This window comes from Acetobacter senegalensis (assembly GCF_001499615.1).
GTDB lineage: Bacteria > Pseudomonadota > Alphaproteobacteria > Acetobacterales > Acetobacteraceae > Acetobacter > Acetobacter senegalensis.
On the sequence record NZ_LN606600.1, the window covers coordinates 1717562 to 1735418 of the forward strand.

Consider the following 17857-nt stretch of genomic DNA (forward strand, 5'->3'; position numbering starts at 1 on the left):
CTGTCAGAGATGACTGGCGGAGAGAAAAAATGAAGCGCATTCCTCTACTCGTGGTCTGTCTGGCTGTAACCTGCTCTCTTTCAGGCTGTGTGGGCCCGGATGTGGGATACGGAACATATGGCTATTCAGGCTATGGCTACGGCCCACAATATGATGGGTATTACGGCTATGGTCCCGGCCCACGGTGGGGCTATGCGGCACGCAGGATAAGGCCCATGCCGCCGCCGCCTCGCCCTGGCGGACGGCCGGGTGGTGGTGGACGGCCCGGAGGTAGACCCGGAGGCGGTGGTCGCCCGGGAGGCGGAGCTCATGGTGGTCCGGGTGGGCGTCCTGGTGGAGGTCCGGGTGGCGGAGGTGGCCAGCGCGGTCCCTCAAGAGGCGGCGGCGGAGGTCATAGTTCCGGCGGCCCCCGCGGCCCTCGCTAAAACGAGGCCCGTTTACCGTGTTTTAAAGAAATCAAAAGAGAGGAAGCCATCACGCTTTCTCTCTTTTTTTGTCTGCTGGACATGAATTTGCTGCGTTATGGTCGCGCAGATATTCCCCATTCAATTTTCTCAGCCAGAAACAGTCCCGCTACCGTTTTTTCCTGCTGAATTTTCAAACAGCTTTTCAGGAAAAAATGAAGGGGGAGAGATGCGCCTCTGCCTTACACGGGCGGAGAGAACGCAAAGATTGTTTTTTGTGGAGAGAACTGGTGCTGCTGGACAGGATTGAACTGTCGACCTCTCCCTTACCAAAACTCTGATGGCCGCACAAAACTGCCGTTTTTAGGTAAGGGAAACGCCAAAAAACGGCAGTTTAGCAAAACGGAAAGGATGTTTTCTCGTCCTCTGGCCGAGCATAAAACACCGATTCTCAGCCTGCAAATCCTGATAGCGCAGTCGCAGCCTTGCGGAGCCAATCAGGGCTGTGGTGGCCGTAGACTCTCTCTATCATGTCCACGCTGTTGCCCAGGAATTTGGCAACCATCTCAAATGGCACCCCCTGCATGACCATCCAGGTGGCGCAGGTATGCCGCAGAGTATGAGGGGTCACATCTTGAAGTCCTGCCGCTTTGACACGCTCACGGAAGGCATGGCGGATGCTGGCCACTGGGCCACCTCTAAATTCGATCACGCAATCGCGGGTGCGAATCGTCGCTGCTTCCCACAGGACTTCACGCAACTCTGGTATGATCGGCACGATAGCCCGTTTTTTGTTCCCGGATCCCGTGCCGTAATTGATGACGTTTCTCTCGAAATCAACCTGGTCCCATTGCAGCTCAAGGATCGCGCTTGTCCGTGCGCCAGTGTACAGAGCAAGCTGGATAAACAGGCGGACGTGAGGCGTTCCAGTCACGTCCAGAAGCCTCTTTACTTCGGCTCGTGTCAGCCATCTCTCTTTCGCGTGGGGGGAAGGCGGTGCCTCTATTTTGGGCGCAGTCTGGATCCATCGCTCGTTGACGGCCCAGCGCAGAGCAGCCCTGAGCGTGACAATCTCTTTGATGATTGTGCCGTCACTCAATGGTTTCCCGTGACCAGTTGCGCCTCGGCGTCCTTGGGCGCGCCTTTTCTGCGCATACTTCCGGCTGACTTGAGTGGTGATATGATCCGGCCGGAGATCCCCAAGGTGCTCGTTAAGGGCAGCGCACGCATATTGTATTGAGGCGATATTCCGGACGCGGCCAGTCCGGTCCTGTATGTAGCCTGCCAAGATATCAGAGATGAGCGGGCAGTTAGGTGCGGCCGGTGAATCTACACCAGCCAGAAACTGCCTTAGTGCGCGCTTTGCCTCTTCCCGATCTGTTGTCCCAAGCGAAAGGCGCTTGCTTTGTTTACCGTCCCACCATTGGACGTAGTATTTCCCGCCACGGTTGCAGAGGCTGTATGTGGGGGTAGCTGACTTGGGGCGTGACACTGGGTGCTCTCGTAATCATAAACAGCGGTAGGTTGAACTCGGTAGCGTGATCCAATTCGGATTGCTCTTAACTGGCCACGTCTGATGATATTGAGAACGGTCTGGGATGATACTGACCACCGATCAGCTACATCAGCCACGCTCATCATCTTCGGTGGCAAGCTCATGGCTTTATCCATCACTCTCCCTCCTGCGCCGCCTTGAAGTCATTCGCCTCAGGGGTGAACCAGTCCTCCTTGGGTGTATCGGGCATTTTCGCAAGCCTGAAGCCACACTGGATAAGGGCGTAGCGTCCTGACCCGTGGGTATAAATAATCATAGGGGATCGGAGTGGATCATCGTTATGAGGTGGGCATGCACCCATTTGCCAACCCAAATTGCTATAATAGATGCCACATGGTTCCGGCTCTTTTTGTCCTTTATTCACCCTGTGCGGATTAAAATGCTCCCATTCCAAAATCCGGGCCATACAGTCGGTCATCTGACCAGTAGCATCAGATCCTATGCCAACATCGGAAATTGGCTTTAAGTTTTTCTGAGCCAGAGCACGCGCCAAGATGGGGAGAGTTGCATTGACGATATTGCCTTTCCCACGGGTTTCCATGATGCAGTAACGATTATCAGACAGTTCGCGTGTGGAAATATGACTGGTCGCCAGGACGCCGCCTTCTGGCCATTCGTCACAGCCGTCTTCATCGCAGCCAGAGTATTCAGACGGGTTTCCAACTGGACAGACAAAGATACCAGCACCACTGGCAAAAACCATGTCCGGCACCATCAGGTCGCAGATCCCTTCGGGTATCTCTTCTGGCTCTCCACCCGGCGGGATCAGCTTTGGAGCAGATGGTGGTCTGCATGCATCAAGAATGCAGTCTGGTAAGGTGAAGCGCATTTCTTGGACGCCATCTGGAGTAGCCAGCGACGCTTCTGCGTCATAGGCAATCGCTATTGTGCGTCCATTGGTTGCGGCCACAATGCACCCACCTGCAGCAGAGCGTGTCACGGACACACCGCCATAACTCAGCCAATGATCTGTTGTCAGGGACAGACTTCTCGGGCCACGTAAAATCGGAGACATGAAATTCAGGACATGCGGAGAGATACGAGCCATGAATTTCAGATTCTGATCGCTTTTTTCATGGCTTTCTTTGCGGCGGCGTTCGTCATTCAGAATTTTGCCCACAACGGCATCAAGTTCTGAACGGCTGACGGCAACTGTGGCTACATCCGGTTGTTGGCGTAGCAGGCCACTCAGGGACGCCAGAGCGCTGTTAAGCGTGGTGTTCGTTGTCATTCTGTTTCTCCGCTGCCTGATAATGCCCGCGCTGCGTCGATGGCTTTTCTGACTGTACCTTTCATGGAGAAAAACCTTTCCCCAATAAAAGAGATACGCCATCCGATTATTGCGTCTTCAAGAGTGACAAATCTCGTTTTTTCCAACCAATCCAACCGCTCACTATCGCGCCCAATCTGCGCCCGCACGCGCTGTTCTGCCTCACGCACCATACGCTCTGCTGTTTCTCTGTTTGCTGTCATATCTTGTCCGTGCAAACAACAAGCCAACGCTCCTATCTGCTCCTCTCTCGTCCTCATGGCGCGGCTCCTAGGTTGCGGATCGCTTCGGCCACTTCATATGCTCCTTCTGATTGCCCACGAATAAAATCAGCGTCTATTGATGCTGTTTGCCATTTTCTGCGGTATTTCATATCAACTTCCCGAGCAGCCTTCGCACACCGCTCACGCTCTGCTGTCAGCATCTCGGTTATCTGCGCGGGGGTAAGGACGGGGCCTTCATAAAAGTATGTTTCAGAGCACCATTGGGCAAAATGGCCAATCATATCCCAATGATGGCCATCAGATTTCCAATTTCGGATTATGATTTCGCCGGTATCTTTCTTCTTGAGCACATGGTGCAAGGTCTTTTCAGGAAACATCGGATAACCGGGCCGCTCGGGGTTGGGCCAGTTGGTGGGGGTGGTCATGCCTTCCATAATATCGGCAACTTCCATAGCAATAAGTTTCTGCATTTCTGGATCGTTTGCAGGGCTATCCATCACGCCTTCTCTCCTGCGCGGGTGTTCCATGCGTCTAACGCTTCCTGCCCGGTATCTTTTACAGGCCCTTCGGCCATACAGGTTAAACAGACTGCCCACGTATTAATATCTCCGGGATGTGGAGCCGAAATATCTTCACTCCCACAGAACGGACATGGCGCTGCTCTCTCACTCATGCTTCCGGGCCTTTCAGGATTGCGACCTCTTGTTCGATCTCACCTAGAATTGGCGCGATAGTACGAGCCATTTTCCGTCCGCCGTGAGCAATGGAAATATTCTTCTGCGCGCGCTCTATGAGTGTAGCGATATTGTTGAGGTGGGTATCGCCTGCTTTTTGAACTGCTCTCATGCGCAGCGCATGGACATAATCAACAATGTCTTCGACAGCATCACGATGCCCAAAGCTGCCACTCCATTCAGGAGGACCCCCTATCACCGCCTGATACATTTCAGCGATGATTTCTTCCGCATCGTCTCTCTCTTTTATCGTTTGGGTGAACCCGATATCTTCACTTTGTAGTGCTGTGCTCAACCGCGCAATCTCCGCGTCCTTCTCGGCAAGTTTGGCGAGGGCGTCTGACTGGCGGACGAGGGGAACAGTATCAACGCCGTCAGGGTTTGGTTTAAAAACCATATCCGTGACATATTCTTCGTCATCATCATCAAGTTCCCGTACGTCGCGCAGGATATCTTCGTCTATCGAGCATACAATATCCAACTCCCCGCCCGTGACAGGGGTGCCGATGGCGAGGAGGCTTTCTGTCATGGTTCGCTTGGGGTTGCAGAGCTTGGCAATCTGCTCTTCGTTCAGTGCCCCATTATGCAGCCGCACGAATACGCCTGTGGGTTTGTCGGTCATTTGTCCATTTCCTCGAAAAAATCCAGAAGTTCATCTATTGTTACCGAACCAAAATTCTCATTTTCATTACGCAGTTCTTCCAAAAAAGACCGCGTGATTATTTTTCGATCTACGGAAACAAAAACATTCTCATCTGCATCAACTTCGCAGAGAAGATCGAGAAAATCCCCTATTGGAAATGTCATTCCCCATCTCCCGGCAGGACTTCGCGGACGTGGATAATTCTATGTGTCCAATAGCAGTTGGCTTTAGCTGCTGCTTCTGACGCAAAAATGCGATCGTCATAAATCCAAAACTCCCGCGCCACAGGGACTTCTCGGGCGTTCATGAGGTCGTATGGATGATCGTTGATGGCAAATCTTCCACTTTGGCTGTAATCTACAGTAAGCTCCTTCGATCCATTTGCGACTAGAGCAACTACGCAACAATCATCTAATAAGTTGATCTTTTTGTTAGTGCAAATAACGCGTGCCTTCCGCCCATCCCGTGTGCAAAACGGCCCCTCATGATCAGGCGTGTATGGGCCTAGGATTTGTAGTTTCGTCTGGGTCATGCTGGTGTTCCTTCTGGGTTCAGATGAAAGAACAGACGCGCGCAGGCACGAACGTCAACAAGCGCGTCATGTGCTCCATCAAGCTTCTCTCCAAAGAAGTGCTGAATGCATTCCTCCAGCTTTGGTGCCTTCGGTTTGTCGATGCCAGCGGCAACCATGCGCGGGGTTGGAGGCAGGTTCACGATAGGGGCCGCGGCTTCCATAGTGTCGTAGGCTGGTTTGTCAAAAGCCCAACCACGACCAAGACGTTCAAACATTATCCGTACGATCTGGCGGTCAAATTTCTCATTGTGGGCAACCACCAGATCTGCCTTGCAGGTCAGGTCATAGAAAGCGGCAGCAGCAACTGCCTCACGAACTCCAATCAGTTTGGCTTTTTCGGTTGTGATGCCATGAACACGGGCGGCAGCATCTGGGATTGTCCAGCCATCAGGATGAATAACCAGATTGACGCAGGACTGCTCAGCGCCGCTTTCATCCGTTAGGATTGCGGCAATCTGCACGCACCGTGGCTGCTTTTCCGAATTGAGGGGTGCGAACCGGTCAGGAAGACCGGTTGTTTCCGTATCGTAGAAGAGTATCATGCGGGCACCTCATCCACAGGAGCGTTCGTATATGCCTCTTCACGAAAAGCCTCAGTCCGTTCTGAGATGATGTTGCGCACGGCATCGACTGTTTTCGCTGGGATCGGTTTTCCCATCTCACGCGCCTGGTCGATTTTCTCATCCCACGCCTTCCACAGGCCATCACAGCATTCTGTGTTTGCGCATGCGTTGGCGCGGTTTGTGTAGAGCGTGACATATCGCTCGTGGCGCTCTTCTTCTGTCAGTTCGCGCTGGGGAGGTGGTTCCGGGATTACATGTGCATCCGGCGTTACATCGATTGCTTGCCGCTGGTTGCGTGGTTCATCAAACTCGTCAGGCGAATACACACCCAACATGACTTCTGGAGCATGCCGCCGCGCCCACACTCGCGCTGAGTGATATGTCAGCATCTGGTCAGGCGTTTTTGTCCACCATTCATTGTTCGTTTTCGCACTTTCGAGCGTTACTTCTACTGAGCGTTCTTTTGCTTCGCCACGTATTTGGCCTGAACAAATAACCTTGCGCTTATCCCCAGCCCCTTCAAAATCGTATCGTAAGCGCCCCTCAAGGATTCCGCTGGTCTGGATAGCCGCTGCGACCAGCTTGCCTTCGAAACACATCTTACCACGCACAACGGCGGTTGCTTGCGCCACAGCAAAGGGTGACATCTGCCAGCGCATTGCCTGCTCAATAACCATCAGGCAATCACCGGGGCTTCCCTGCAAATGCTGCGGTACCATCTTTGCAGAAGCCATGGCCTTGGCCAGGTTCATGGCTCCTTGCATCCCATCGATTGCAAAGCCGCCTGTTGTCGTCAGTGCACCACTCATATCAAACGTCCTTTCTCGCGCTCACCACCAGAACGGGAGCGCCACCATTGCTGAGAACTACGCCGGGGATTTCTTCTTTCTTCGCCAGCTTCTTCAGTTCCGTTCTGTTGAGTTTGTCAGGCTGCGGTTCCCACAATTCAGGACGTGCGGACTTCAGAGCCTTTTCATCCGTCACACGCACATCCTGAGCGGGCTGGCGCAGCGTGGCCTGCCAGTTTTCGCTATGAAACCCGGTTACGCCGTCTTCCTGCATGCGTAGGGCCAGTTCAGCACGAAGCAGTTCCCGCGCATGTTTGGCCTGCCGCTCGACCTCTTCCAGTGCGGCAATTTCTTCCAGCGCGCATGCATCAGTATTGGCACCCTCTACACGAATGGCCGTGATGCACTCGTTATACTTCAGCAGAGCAGGCCGCATTTTGTCGGCGTGGATCTGGTTAACTGCCTTGAGTATGGGATCGGTCACGACTGGTATTCCCAAAGCTTTCCGATATCGTCTTTCTCTGTGTTGGCAATGCAGATAGCTAAGCCCCGCACAGTTTCGGGGAGGCCATCCAATTCCTTCCCAAAGTGAAGGTTATTCAATAGAAAGACTGCCTGTTTGTGTGCTGCCTTCAGCATATCCGCAAATGCTTCAAGCTTCTTTTCATCTGCCCGCGCCTCCTGATCAAGCTGCTCAGCATATGAACTGACCTTAGGCGGCTCCATCTGTGGAATAGGAGCCAGACGGCGCACGCTTTCGCGCTCCAATGTCTGTGACATTTTCATTCTCCCGTTGGGAAACAATCGGCCAACACGGCCACTTCACCGGGCCTACCTGAGACCCGATGCGTGTGGCTGTGTCAGTAATGGATAGAAACGTGCGGGACTTTTCCGAGCACAATGGCTGTCACAATCGCCTTTCCGACGCTCTCAGATGCTCCAGCTTCCACGAGAGCAAGTAGGGCTTCATTATTGACCGCGCTCTTGTGGGCCTTGTCAGCAGCCCGTCGCTTCGCCTCGGCTTCCTCTTGCCTTTTCTCAGCGGCAACACGCTCACGCTCTGCCTGTACGGCGCGCTCTTTCTCTTCCTCCGCACGCCTTGCGGCCTCGACCTTTTCACGCTCAGCGCGGGCCTGCGCCTCTTTCATTGCCTGAGCGGCTACCTGCTCTCTCGCAATCGCTGCCTGAGCCTCACGCTCAAGTCGCTCACATTCTGCCTGCGCGGCTTGCTCAGCCTGCACGCGGCTGCGCTCTGCGGCCTCCTGAGCGATACGCTCTTCGCGGGCGATACGCTCCGCTTCGAGGCGCTCACGCTCTTCCTCTGCGGCCAGAGCAGCTTTACGCTCAGCCTCTTCCTGCTGAACCCGGCGCGCCTTTGCTGCCTCGGCATGCGCAGACAGGCTTACTCCGGACTGCTCAAACGCCACCTTTGCGCGCTCTTTGAATTCCTCGAAGTCGCGACCATAGATGCGCTCAAGTTCGGACTGACGAGCAGAAACAGTCGCTTCATCCGGCGCGAAATCGAACCGGGCCAGAGCCTCAATATCGCGAATTGCGATTTGATGCCCTTCAACACGGGCTGCCTCGCGCTGTTCAAACTCGACAACCGGGGCTTTTACTTCATCACGCAAAGTATCAAGGCGGTTTTTTACTACACGCCTATCAGCATTAACCCGGTCGACAATTGCCTTTGCAGACTCCTGCACTTCCTTGCCCATGTTATCCAGGGCAGTTTTTGAGCGCGCCACATCATAAGCCACAGACTTGATGTGCTTGCGCCCTTTTTCTGTTGTGGCATCCAGTGGCAGGGCACGGACATATGCCTCAAGCCTTGAGACAACATCTTCCACACCGCCTTCGGCAAAAACAATAGACGGTACAAGTGTTTCCACAGTATCCAGTGTAAGTTCTTTTTGCATTATTGCCTCGGTAATATTGATCGGCCAATACGGCCACGAAGCCCGGTCCGCAAACCGGGTGACGCGGGGGTGTTAGGGGGTTTCCCCACGTGCTTTTGCGAGGGCTGCACGAGCAACCTTGATTTCTTCCCGTAAGATGAAAAGGTCTGTATCGGAGCACTCAAGAGACGAAACCAGATCACTCAACGCCTTATAAAGCTCTGGCGCAGCGGCTATCAGGTGGGCATCTGGAGCAGCAATCCCACGGATTTGATACCGGTAAACGCTGGTGTCTTTTTTGGCAGCATCGATACCGACAATAGACCTGTCTCCAACCTCAAATTGCAGGAGATCAGAAGCCTTTTTCATGCCACGACCTTCCGGCTGGAAGCAGGGCTGAGCGCCGTTAAGGCCCCAACGCCGGAAGCTCATGACGTAGCGTCGGCCTGAATGGTTTGTGGCGAGATATATGTCTGGCGCGCCACCAGCACTACCAAACCAAGCCCAAGGCCCCGGAGTGAACTTAGCTTCCCCCATCACACAGCCTCCACAAGCCAAGCGCAGGTGAGGCAAAACCGCGTCATGAACCAGTCCCACTGCGCGAGACCTAGTCCAGCGAGCGTGGTGACAAACACGGCGCGCGCATAGCCAGCCCACCAAGTTTGGAGGAAGCTGCACACGATCTCCACGCCATCTGCCAGCGTGTAGAGAGCCCAGATTGCGCTGTATTCGAGGATGTCGCGCCAGTGTGGTGTTATGGGAGCAGCCGTCTGCTCGACCTGTGTGTTCATTGCTATGTTCCTCAGTGCTGACCACTAATTCTTGCGATGCGCTCAATTCCCTTCGGCGTGAAAAACACCTGTGGGCTAAATCGTTCATCGCCATCACGGTCGCGATATGAGTGGAATTTTACGTAGCAGTGTCCTGCCTTCACTTTGTCAGAGTAGGCGTTCCACTTTCCGTTCTGCTTGAAGATGAAGCCATTGGCGTGTGCGATGCGTGTGAACTGGTTCAGTGGCATCTGCGCAGCTTTGGCTGACAGGTTCAGTGTATAGAGGCCGTCACTGCCGGAGATCTTGTCGGCCACTTCTGCCTTGGGAGCGAGGATGGCGATTTGCTCATCCTTTTCGCGGATAATGTCCTGTGACAGAAGGAGGGCTTGAGCTACTTGCTGTTCGCGGGTGAGGGGCTCAACAATCTTTAGGCCCTTTGTCACCAGCGCATCGAAAGCGCGGATAACCTGCAAGTGAAAAGCGGGGCTGATCCACATCGCGTAGGCGTAGACCAGTTCTTTGACGACATAGGTTCCGCCATTGCGGCCCGGCTCGGTTACTACCTGTTTTCCGGTAGTTTCGGAAACTGTGCAATTCTGCATAGTTTCTAATTCCGCTATCAGTTTCTTAGCGGTATCGGTCCGCAGCCATTGTGCAGGAGCGTCATTGGATGCGCCACCAGATGCCCGGTGGCAGTCATTCAGGCAGAACCGGCCTTCTGCGTCCTGCCGGATAGTCGTTCCGAGAATTGAGAGTGTTGAGGTCATTGCCCATCTCCGTGGTGATGGGATCAACGTAAGAAATACTTACTTACACGTCAAGCGAAAAAGTAAGAAAAACTTACATTGCTGGGAAGGTCGGCTTACCGGTATGGAACAAATGTAGAACATGACCGGAGAATCTGACAAATGGCCGCCACCGAACGAATCATCTTCCAGCCCTATGTGTGGAAAAAGACCGGCAAGCGCACGACGCTGGAGCCAGGAACGCCTGTTGCGTGCCGGGACACCGAGGATGCGTTACGCAGGATTGAGAAGGTGCGGGAAGGGCTACTTAGCGTAGCCGGGGCTCAGGCTGTCCGCATGACCGTCGATGAAGAGGCGGGGGACTACGGAGAGCCTGAGATTTTGGGGAGTGTGGGGGATGTGCCGGGGAAAGTGGAGTAGGGAATAGAAAACCCGCCGGAGCGGGGCTATGCGAGAGCAGCGATGTTTCTGGGGAGCCCTTTATCGACATCAATGAGGATCGCCCCAGAGCTCTGAAGAAGCGCAAGATCATCTGACTTCCAGATAGTATCTATTCCCTCCAACGCCATCGCCATAAGGGCGGGCTTCTTGTCGGCATGAGAAATATCCGAGAACTTGGTATATGCGGGATAGATGGACGCCATAAAGGGCGTCACGACTTCAAACGCGGCGTACTGCTTCCGGGGTAACGCTACTATGGTTGAGACTTCGTAGGTTTTGTTCAAACCGCGAACTCGCGAACCACGCTCGATGCGCTTCTCTCCGAAAGCATCCTTAAGCATGTTGTGCAGTTTTTCTTCGACGGCTTCTGCCCGACCTTGAACTGCATTAGCCGCGAACATCTTTTCCACCCACGCCTGAGAGGCGTTTGCCACCAATAAGATTGATCCAATAATCTGATCGTGAGAGCAGCATTCTACGCTCCACTCTCCTTCATGATACGAAACTCCGAGGTTGCATTTTATCGCATCAGCTCGTTTAGCCGCTGATCGAGGTGATGGGGTGATGAAATGGTCTCGGAGAACGCTCCATCCATCCCCTGCGTCTGTAACTACCCAAGAATTTGCCCCGGAACGAAATAACGTGACGACAACCCCTTGGCCATCTGCGTAAAGACAGTGTGTCTGGATGCGGACAGCATCCCCCTGCGATTCAATGCCAGAAAAAACCGGACTTAAAAGCTCGGCAACGTTTAAGTGGTTGCTCATATTAATAACCCAAGCGTCGGCTGGAATTCAGGCTCCGGCACGACCCCCTGTATGTTCATAGCTTTCAATGCATAGCGGATAGCATGGGCGGCATCTACTAAATTCTCTTCAACGAGCGAAGCGATCTCTCTCTTCTTATCGTGGGGAAGCACGCGGTTATCCCCCCAAGCGTATCTTCGGTTGACCCGGGCGGCAAAGTATTGCCGATGAAGATATGCCGGTGCCCACTCTGGAGATTTATTGGTGTGTGGACGACACGGAAGGTAACTCAACCTCTCAAGGGGAATTTTTTCTGCCGTAAGGATAAGATTCAACCAGCCGACTGGACCATCGCTCGCAGCATATCCATGTAAGTTAAGGCCGCTCAGAGGCTCGTCATTGAGACGCAGGGCAGCAGAGAATGAAAATGCGCTGGACGGCCTATCCTCGTTGCTCCAATGCACCCGGCCAGATATCTGCTTTGGGGCGAGTATAATGGCATCGAGAGCGCATAAGGTGGTTTCAGTCATTGATTGCAGATCCGCCCATCTTCACTTCCAAGCCCACTTGCCGACTACGCGGCCATTGATTGCAATCTCATCAAGCGTGAGTTCGTAGGCAGAATAAGCAGGGTTGATGCTCATAATCCGCACTCTGCGGGGCTCTTCCATGCCGGGGACAAGCTCTAGACGCTTGAGAACAAGGCCGTATCCATCCCACAGCACATATATGCCAGGAGGGGAGGGCGCGCGGTGCGACGTATCAATCAGCACTCGGTCCCCAGCCTGATACTCCGGCTCCATGCTGTCGCCAGCCACACGGATGATGGCAAGCTTATCGGGTACGTCCGAGAAGGCCGAGATATACGAGCGAGGAATCTTCCAATATTCTGCAGGCCGAAGTCCATCTTCGGGTGAGCAAAGCTCCGGCAATGCCCCCGGGCCCGCCGATGTCACTACATCATATTCTGGTATCGCGACATGCGACGCTGGGGCATGCGTGGTCCGCAAGGGAAGCGCTTTGTCCGCACTGGGCGCGTCAGCGTGCAGGGCTTCCCAGCTAGTGCCGAGAACCTCAGCTATTTCCTTCAGGCGCTTCCCTGTTGGATGGGTTTTGCCTGAGAGCCACTGGCTGACCGCCTGAGACGATATTCCCAAGGCGCTTCCAAGGTCGGTCGGCCCTATTCCGGCAGCGTCCATAGACGCCTGAAGATTATCTTTGAAAGACATTCTTTCATAATACCCTAAGCATTCGCGCTTACCCACGTAAGAAATACTTGCTTACAATGAAAGCATGGCTTACATTGAGGCATGGCTAGAAACCGAGACACAAAAAGGCCGCCTTGCGTGCAGGCGGCAATCAATCAAGCGGGAGGCGTGCTCGCTCTCGCTAAGATTGTTGGCGTAACACCGCAGGCAGTTAGCCAGTGGCGGATAGTGCCCGCGCATCACGTCCATACGCTGAGTGAGGCCTTGAAGCTCCCGCTATGCGAACTGCTCCCCAAACGCACCCCAGCCCAGGAGCGCGCGTGATGACAGCATGTCCCAGATATGAAGCGCTCAAGAGAAAGCGCGGTCTGATCAGCTTTATTGAGCGTGACTGCGGAATGACGCGTGGGGCTCTTACGAAGAAAAAGACTATTACCAACGCACAAATTGAAATTGTTTGCCAGAGCGTTGCGCGTTTCTGCCTACAATATTGGAAAATGACGGGGCGTGTCGTGTACAAGATGAGCGATGGGCCTTGGTCCACGCAGGAGATTGTGTTTGCGCGGGCGTTAAGAAAATACGCGGCGCCGTATTCCCACATTGGGTTTCTGCTTGGCCGTAATAAGCATTCTGTTCGCCATTGGATTAAGCGTGAGGTAACTCCAGTGCGGGTTCGCGCTACGGCAGCATGGCCCGGCGCTACCATTGATAAAGAGATAAAACGCATACAGTCAGAACCCCTTGCGCCATGGGCAGACATTGTCCGTCTAGATGCTGCTATTTGGTTGGCGAAGTATGGGGCGTCTTCCCATAAATCAGCTATGCAGCGGCGGGTATCCGCATGAGTGGCTCCGTAAACAAATGCATCATCGTGGGCAATCTGGGCAAAGATCCAGAAGTGCGCACCAGCCAGAGCGGGCAGAAGATAGTTAATCTGACCATGGCAACAAGTGACACGTGGAACGACCGCCAGTCTGGTGAGCGCCGTGAACGCACGGAATGGCACCGTGTGGTGATTTTCAATGAACGGCTGGCTGATGTGGCGGAACGCTTTCTGCGCAAAGGCCGCAAGGTTTATCTGGAAGGTGCGCTGCAAACCCGGAAATGGACAGATCAGTCCGGGCAGGATCGCTACACGACCGAGATTGTGCTGCAAAAATTCCGTGGTGAACTTGTGCTGCTCGATAGCCGTCAGGATAGTGAGAACGCCCACAGCGATGGCAATCGTGCTCGCACTCAGCCCCTCAGCCATCAGCATCGCCAAAGCAACACTGGATACGATAGCGGCTTGGATAAGCGCAGCGGTTGGGATGCGCCTGCTAGCGGCTCTGATCTCGACGACGAAATACCTTTTTAGGCCGCTCACCCAATGCACCCCACGTCCACCCCTAACTCCTTGGCGACTTCCTGGGCCAGCGCGATGCGTTGGCCTACGGTTGCCCATGGGTGCAGACGTGACCAGAGCCGCGCCGTCCTGAGCAGTGAGATGCCCAGATACGGTGAGGCAAGGTGTAAATTGCCGGGTGCTGTGTCCGCTGTATCGAGCGGTGAAAACGGGTTGGTGACATACTCGCCACCAACCTGCACCGTTCCGAATTCAGTCTCCTTCTCCATTGTTTCTCCAGTCTCCCGTTCTCGCAAAACAGAGAATGGAGCAGTTGATGAAGAAGATTTTGGAAAATCGTTCCGCCATTTTGGAAAAGCGTCCAATGCACATGACTGATTCAGTCACGCAGGATGCCCAGACCATGGCCCGAACCATCGTTAAGACGTTCGGGGCAGGCCTCGGCGTCAAAGAGATAATTCATCGTCTGGCATCTGTCCTGAAGATTTCAGACCGTCAGGCGAAGAGCATTTACTACGGCGAGCCAATCACGATCACAGCCGAAGTTTTCCTTCGGATGCTGGCCGCCTATCACCGCAATCTGGGGCGTTTACAGGAGAAGGCCGAGCAGGAAGCCGCCATCTACCGTGCCCTAAATGATGAATGGGAAGAAAAATGGGGAACTTCGTTTTGCGGTGGCGAATTGTCGTCATTCGAAAACGCGCTTGCCGAGCAATGCGCCGAGCCCTGCACTATAGGGAATGGGCTAACTGGCTGAATGAAAAGGCCGATCGGATGCAGGCGCAGGCTGATGCTTTGGCGCGGGAGTGTGGAGAATGACCCCGTTTCCGGTTGAGGAAATCCGCAGCCGCCTTGCCGATCGTGTGGATCTGGCAGGCGGTCAACGCGCCCTCTCTCGCAAAATAGGAATACCGCAGCCAGTGATATCGAAAGTGTTATCAGGCGCGTCTGAGACAATCCCCGAGAGCCTTATCAACGCCCTTGGATACATCGTGCGGCCCATGTGCGTGCCAGCACGGAAAGGAATGAACCGATGAGCGAATTTCCCAGCACACACAACGAATTCTCCAGCGGCGATGATGCGGCTGTAGGTGGAATTGCGGCTGATCGGCTGCGGTCGATTATAGAGCGCGTGGAGCGCCTCGAAGAAGAGCGAAAAGGGCTGGCTGGCGATATCAAAGACATCTTCACAGAGGCCAAATCTGCGGGCTTTGACGTGAAAGTCATCCGCCAGATCATCCGTATGCGAAAGCAGGAACCGGGCGAACTGGAGGAGCAGGAAACGCTGCTTGACGTTTACCGCCGCGCGCTGGGGATGTGACGCAATGAAGATCATAGCAGCAATCGACCCGGGCGCTGGCGGTGCAATCGCATTCCTCAACTGGCGGCATCAGATCATTGAGGTTCTGGATATGCCGATTGATTATGTGAAGGTAGGGCGCACCACTCGGCGCGTGATTAACCCAGCACTTCTTGCCGCACATTTACGGGCTCATGCGCCAGACCATCTATTTGTGGAGAATGTTTCCGTAAGGCCAGGTGAGGGGGCCGTGGGCGCGTTTGCCTTTGGGCGCGGTCTAGGCGTGATTGAGGGCGTTTGTTCAGCCCTCTGCATCCCCATGACAAAAATCAGACCGCAGGACTGGAAGAGGGGAATGGGCTGCCCCGCAGACAAAGGGGCCGCACGTCAGCGCGCATGTGAATTATTCCCTGCCAATGCGGGGATTTTCTCACGCGTGAAAGATGATGGCAGGGCAGAGGCCGTTATGCTGGGTCTGTTTGGTATTCGTGCTCTGGAGAATACTGGGGTTCCGGCATGAAAATCCTGATCGGCTGCGAATACAGCGGCATTGTCCGTGATGCGTTTATCGAGCGCGGGCATGATGCCATGTCGTGCGACCTGCTGCCTACAGAGCGCCCTGGCCCGCATTACCAGGGCGATGTGCGGGATGTTCTGGACTACCCATGGGATATGGCCATTTTCCATCCGCCTTGCACGGATCTGTCTGTATCAGGGGTGCGGCATTTTGCCGCCAAGCGGATGGATGGCCGACAGCAAGCATCTGCCTCATTTTTTCTTAAGCTGGCAAAGTGCGGGATACCGAAAATCGCAATCGAGAACCCGGTCTGCATCATGTCCACCTTGTGGCGCAGGCCAGACCAGATCATTCAGCCGTGGATGTTTGGGCACGGCGAAACCAAAGCCACATGCCTATGGCTTATAGGTCTGCCGCCTCTTCGCGCCACCAATGTCGTGCCTGGGCGTGAGGCGCGCATTCACAAGATGCCCCCATCTGCTGATAGAGGGAAACTGCGTTCACAGACATATCAGGGCATTGCCGATGCTATGGCGCAGCAATGGGGAGGAGATTGCAAAACATCTCCATTATTCCAGGAGATTCCCACCCCTGTGGAGTACCCAACGCTCCGCAACCCTGCTAATATGGCGAAGGCCGCTGGTTCGGGGGAACCGGGCGGCCTTCTGACCAGTGCTTGAAAGGAACTCAATGCATGGCTGATGAAAATCTAGCATTTCCAATGGACGATGAAAACAGGCGTTCTCTATGGAAGCGTTCATATCTTCTGCTGGAAAGCGGAAAGGCCGATGTTTCTGGGCTTGATAGCTACTGGCTCGACACCCTGAATTATGATGTGGATTTGGAGCTTTTTCAAAGCAGCGTTCCGGATTTCTCAATGTCGGAAGTCGTTTCAAGAAAATGCTATGGATTTTCATTTAAGGAAAAATTCCGTGAATGGATCTTCTTAAGGCAGCGCGGCGTATGCGGATACTGCGGAAAGAGGCTGTCCCTTCATTCTGCAAATAACTGCTCAATTGACCATATGCTCCCGCAAAGCAAAGGCGGAAGTGACTTGCCTCCCAACCTTCTTCTGGCTTGCTGGGAGTGCAATTCGGCGAAGCGCGACAAAATTGTTGAAGAGTTCCGGCATATGATTATGACCCGGCAAAGCCCCGCATACGGCATTATTCCGCGCCGCCAGATCGAAGCGTTACAAGCCGTAGGCATCGATATGCAGATGCCTAAACGTCACAAATTTGTCTTTGAGTGGCTGGATTGGGCGCATGTCAGGAGCCGTCCACTATGAGCAAAATCAAAACATGGATGCCCGTTTATATCGGTGATTATCTGGCCGACACCATGCGCCTGACGACACTCCAGCATGGGGCGTATTTCCTTCTCATGATGGAGTATTGGCGGCAAGGGCCTCTGCCTGCTGATATGGACGAACTGGCAGCTATCGCGCGCGCTGACCGCAAGACATGGGACAAGGCAATATGGCCGACGCTCAAGCGATTTTTCTCCACTGAGGATGACGGACTGCTGCATCAGAAGCGAGCTGATAAGGAGTTGGCGCACGCCCAGTCTGTCAGCAACAAACGGCGCGACGCGGTCCAACAAAGACGTGATCGGTCCAATGCAAAAGACATTCAAAACGACAACAAAAGTTCTACAAATGTAGATACAAAAGTAGGCGATTTGAACATACAAAACGCTAACAAAGAGGGTGATACGTGCGCGTCATGCGCGTCCGTGTCACCTTCACCATCACATTCTTCACTACGTTCAGAAGATCCCTCACTTCGTTCGGGGCCTGAGGCCGAAGCGCGGACAATCGGTGAGGCTGAGAATTCTCTCGATGCCCGAACGCAGCTTTTCACGGACGGCACTCAGCGCATCCGGCACATGACCGGGCTCCCGGAGCGGAACGTCAGGGCCTTGATCGGGCGATGGCTCAAGCTCGGCGGAGACGACGCGGCGTGTGTGCTCGACGTAATCCGCCAAGCGTCGGACCTTAGGCCAGCGGAACCGCAAGCATGGTGCGAGGCCGCAGTGAGGCATCGAGCGTCGGGAGCAAAGCCAAAATCCCGCCAGCAGCTTGCAGCCGAAACGTGGGCCAACGTGCCCGACATCGAGGGGGTGTGAC

General features: G+C 54.2%; 33 protein-coding genes. 12 read left to right on the forward strand and 21 right to left on the reverse strand.

Features of this window, described 5'->3' with window-relative positions:
• Positions 1–29 precede the first annotated feature (29 nt).
• Both ASN_RS19595 and ASN_RS19910 read left to right on the forward strand, forming a co-directional pair.
• Positions 30–425, forward strand: coding sequence for a hypothetical protein (locus tag ASN_RS19595; RefSeq protein ID WP_140385824.1), 396 nt, complete (start codon positions 30–32; stop codon positions 423–425).
• Positions 426–522: 97 nt separating this feature from the next.
• A complete protein-coding gene (locus tag ASN_RS19910; RefSeq protein ID WP_167541303.1) occupies positions 523–714 on the forward strand; it encodes a hypothetical protein in 192 nt (63 codons plus the stop codon).
• A gap of 141 nt (positions 715–855) precedes the next feature.
• Here the strand turns inward: ASN_RS19910 and ASN_RS19600 are convergent, their stop codons facing one another.
• The 17 genes from ASN_RS19600 to ASN_RS07700 all read right to left on the reverse strand — a co-directional run bounded on the left by ASN_RS19600 (position 856) and on the right by ASN_RS07700 (position 10193).
• Complete coding sequence (locus tag ASN_RS19600; RefSeq protein WP_407922296.1) at positions 856–1692, reverse strand: tyrosine-type recombinase/integrase; 837 nt, start codon at positions 1690–1692, stop codon at positions 856–858.
• 62 nt (positions 1693–1754) lie between these two features.
• Positions 1755–2075, reverse strand: coding sequence for a helix-turn-helix domain-containing protein (locus ASN_RS20515; protein ID WP_082666617.1), 321 nt, complete (start codon positions 2073–2075; stop codon positions 1755–1757).
• Positions 2075–3190 carry a hypothetical protein gene (locus tag ASN_RS07635; RefSeq protein ID WP_058987781.1) on the reverse strand — a complete coding sequence of 372 codons (1116 nt, stop codon included), beginning with the start codon at positions 3188–3190 and terminating at the stop codon, positions 2075–2077. The genes ASN_RS20515 and ASN_RS07635 overlap by 1 nt, the downstream gene beginning before the upstream one ends.
• Positions 3187–3489, reverse strand: a complete 303-nt coding sequence (locus ASN_RS07640; RefSeq protein WP_157765141.1) for a hypothetical protein — start codon at positions 3487–3489, stop codon at positions 3187–3189. Before ASN_RS07640 ends, ASN_RS07635 begins: the two co-directional genes overlap by 4 nt.
• Positions 3486–3980, reverse strand: coding sequence for a hypothetical protein (locus ASN_RS07645; protein ID WP_058987783.1), 495 nt, complete (start codon positions 3978–3980; stop codon positions 3486–3488). The genes ASN_RS07640 and ASN_RS07645 overlap by 4 nt, the downstream gene beginning before the upstream one ends.
• Complete coding sequence (locus tag ASN_RS20520; protein WP_082666619.1) at positions 3950–4126, reverse strand: Lar family restriction alleviation protein; 177 nt, start codon at positions 4124–4126, stop codon at positions 3950–3952. Before ASN_RS20520 ends, ASN_RS07645 begins: the two co-directional genes overlap by 31 nt.
• Entirely contained in the window at positions 4123–4809 is a 687-nt protein-coding gene (locus ASN_RS07650; RefSeq protein ID WP_058987784.1) for a hypothetical protein, read from the reverse strand. Before ASN_RS07650 ends, ASN_RS20520 begins: the two co-directional genes overlap by 4 nt.
• Positions 4806–4994: a hypothetical protein gene (locus tag ASN_RS07655; RefSeq protein ID WP_058987785.1), complete on the reverse strand. Its 189-nt coding sequence runs from the start codon at positions 4992–4994 to the stop codon at positions 4806–4808. Before ASN_RS07655 ends, ASN_RS07650 begins: the two co-directional genes overlap by 4 nt.
• Positions 4991–5362, reverse strand: coding sequence for a hypothetical protein (locus ASN_RS07660; protein ID WP_058987786.1), 372 nt, complete (start codon positions 5360–5362; stop codon positions 4991–4993). Before ASN_RS07660 ends, ASN_RS07655 begins: the two co-directional genes overlap by 4 nt.
• Entirely contained in the window at positions 5359–5946 is a 588-nt protein-coding gene (locus tag ASN_RS07665) for a 3'-5' exonuclease (protein ID WP_058987787.1), read from the reverse strand. The genes ASN_RS07660 and ASN_RS07665 overlap by 4 nt, the downstream gene beginning before the upstream one ends.
• A complete protein-coding gene (locus ASN_RS07670) occupies positions 5943–6776 on the reverse strand; it encodes a recombinase RecT (RefSeq protein ID WP_058987788.1) in 834 nt (277 codons plus the stop codon). Before ASN_RS07670 ends, ASN_RS07665 begins: the two co-directional genes overlap by 4 nt.
• 1 nt (position 6777) lies before the next feature.
• A complete protein-coding gene (locus ASN_RS07675; RefSeq protein ID WP_157765143.1) occupies positions 6778–7239 on the reverse strand; it encodes a siphovirus Gp157 family protein in 462 nt (153 codons plus the stop codon).
• Positions 7236–7541 carry a hypothetical protein gene (locus ASN_RS07680; protein ID WP_157765144.1) on the reverse strand — a complete coding sequence of 102 codons (306 nt, stop codon included), beginning with the start codon at positions 7539–7541 and terminating at the stop codon, positions 7236–7238. The genes ASN_RS07675 and ASN_RS07680 overlap by 4 nt, the downstream gene beginning before the upstream one ends.
• 74 nt (positions 7542–7615) lie before the next feature.
• Entirely contained in the window at positions 7616–8674 is a 1059-nt protein-coding gene (locus ASN_RS07685; protein WP_058987791.1) for a coiled-coil domain-containing protein, read from the reverse strand.
• 72 nt (positions 8675–8746) lie between these two features.
• A complete protein-coding gene (locus ASN_RS07690; protein ID WP_058987792.1) occupies positions 8747–9190 on the reverse strand; it encodes a hypothetical protein in 444 nt (147 codons plus the stop codon).
• Positions 9190–9444: a hypothetical protein gene (locus tag ASN_RS07695; protein ID WP_058987793.1), complete on the reverse strand. Its 255-nt coding sequence runs from the start codon at positions 9442–9444 to the stop codon at positions 9190–9192. The genes ASN_RS07690 and ASN_RS07695 overlap by 1 nt, the downstream gene beginning before the upstream one ends.
• 11 nt (positions 9445–9455) lie before the next feature.
• Positions 9456–10193, reverse strand: a complete 738-nt coding sequence (locus tag ASN_RS07700; protein WP_058987794.1) for a KilA-N domain-containing protein — start codon at positions 10191–10193, stop codon at positions 9456–9458.
• Positions 10194–10334: 141 nt separating this feature from the next.
• On the opposite strand from ASN_RS07700, the gene ASN_RS07705 reads away from it, so the two are divergent.
• Positions 10335–10592, forward strand: coding sequence for a hypothetical protein (locus tag ASN_RS07705; protein ID WP_058987795.1), 258 nt, complete (start codon positions 10335–10337; stop codon positions 10590–10592).
• A 26-nt stretch (positions 10593–10618) separates the two neighbouring features.
• Here ASN_RS07705 and ASN_RS19915 read toward each other — a convergent pair whose 3' ends face one another.
• The 3 genes from ASN_RS19915 to ASN_RS07720 form a co-directional block, all read right to left on the reverse strand.
• Positions 10619–11047: a hypothetical protein gene (locus ASN_RS19915; protein ID WP_167541304.1), complete on the reverse strand. Its 429-nt coding sequence runs from the start codon at positions 11045–11047 to the stop codon at positions 10619–10621.
• Between the two features lie 329 nt (positions 11048–11376).
• On the reverse strand, positions 11377–11889 hold the full coding sequence (locus tag ASN_RS07715; RefSeq protein ID WP_058987797.1) for a hypothetical protein: 513 nt from the start codon (positions 11887–11889) through the stop codon (positions 11377–11379).
• Between the two features lie 21 nt (positions 11890–11910).
• Positions 11911–12588, reverse strand: a complete 678-nt coding sequence (locus tag ASN_RS07720; RefSeq protein WP_058987798.1) for a LexA family transcriptional regulator — start codon at positions 12586–12588, stop codon at positions 11911–11913.
• An 81-nt stretch (positions 12589–12669) separates the two neighbouring features.
• Here ASN_RS07720 and ASN_RS20525 point away from each other — a divergent pair, with 81 nt between their 5' ends.
• The 3 genes from ASN_RS20525 to ssb are packed head-to-tail and all read left to right on the forward strand — an operon-like array spanning position 12670 to position 13924.
• Complete coding sequence (locus ASN_RS20525) at positions 12670–12891, forward strand: Cro/CI family transcriptional regulator (RefSeq protein WP_058987799.1); 222 nt, start codon at positions 12670–12672, stop codon at positions 12889–12891.
• Positions 12891–13412, forward strand: coding sequence for a hypothetical protein (locus ASN_RS19920; RefSeq protein ID WP_058987800.1), 522 nt, complete (start codon positions 12891–12893; stop codon positions 13410–13412). Before ASN_RS20525 ends, ASN_RS19920 begins: the two co-directional genes overlap by 1 nt.
• Positions 13409–13924 carry a single-stranded DNA-binding protein gene (ssb, locus tag ASN_RS07735; protein ID WP_058987801.1) on the forward strand — a complete coding sequence of 172 codons (516 nt, stop codon included), beginning with the start codon at positions 13409–13411 and terminating at the stop codon, positions 13922–13924. The genes ASN_RS19920 and ssb overlap by 4 nt, the downstream gene beginning before the upstream one ends.
• A 5-nt stretch (positions 13925–13929) precedes the next feature.
• Here ssb and ASN_RS07740 read toward each other — a convergent pair whose 3' ends face one another.
• Positions 13930–14181: a hypothetical protein gene (locus ASN_RS07740; RefSeq protein WP_058987802.1), complete on the reverse strand. Its 252-nt coding sequence runs from the start codon at positions 14179–14181 to the stop codon at positions 13930–13932.
• Between the two features lie 35 nt (positions 14182–14216).
• On the opposite strand from ASN_RS07740, the gene ASN_RS07745 reads away from it, so the two are divergent.
• From ASN_RS07745 to ASN_RS07770, 6 genes are all read left to right on the forward strand, one after another.
• Complete coding sequence (locus ASN_RS07745; RefSeq protein WP_061488033.1) at positions 14217–14669, forward strand: hypothetical protein; 453 nt, start codon at positions 14217–14219, stop codon at positions 14667–14669.
• A gap of 276 nt (positions 14670–14945) precedes the next feature.
• On the forward strand, positions 14946–15233 hold the full coding sequence (locus ASN_RS07750; protein WP_058987804.1) for a DUF2312 domain-containing protein: 288 nt from the start codon (positions 14946–14948) through the stop codon (positions 15231–15233).
• Positions 15202–15732, forward strand: a complete 531-nt coding sequence (locus tag ASN_RS07755) for a RuvC family protein (protein ID WP_231948434.1) — start codon at positions 15202–15204, stop codon at positions 15730–15732. Before ASN_RS07750 ends, ASN_RS07755 begins: the two co-directional genes overlap by 32 nt.
• On the forward strand, positions 15729–16409 hold the full coding sequence (locus tag ASN_RS07760) for a hypothetical protein (protein WP_197603347.1): 681 nt from the start codon (positions 15729–15731) through the stop codon (positions 16407–16409). Before ASN_RS07755 ends, ASN_RS07760 begins: the two co-directional genes overlap by 4 nt.
• Positions 16410–16423: 14 nt before the next feature.
• Positions 16424–17017, forward strand: coding sequence for an HNH endonuclease (locus ASN_RS07765; protein WP_058987806.1), 594 nt, complete (start codon positions 16424–16426; stop codon positions 17015–17017).
• Positions 17014–17856 (forward strand): YdaU family protein, encoded by an 843-nt coding sequence (locus ASN_RS07770; protein WP_058987807.1) that lies wholly within the window; start codon positions 17014–17016, stop codon positions 17854–17856. The genes ASN_RS07765 and ASN_RS07770 overlap by 4 nt, the downstream gene beginning before the upstream one ends.
• The last annotated feature ends 1 nt before the right edge of the window (position 17857 follow it).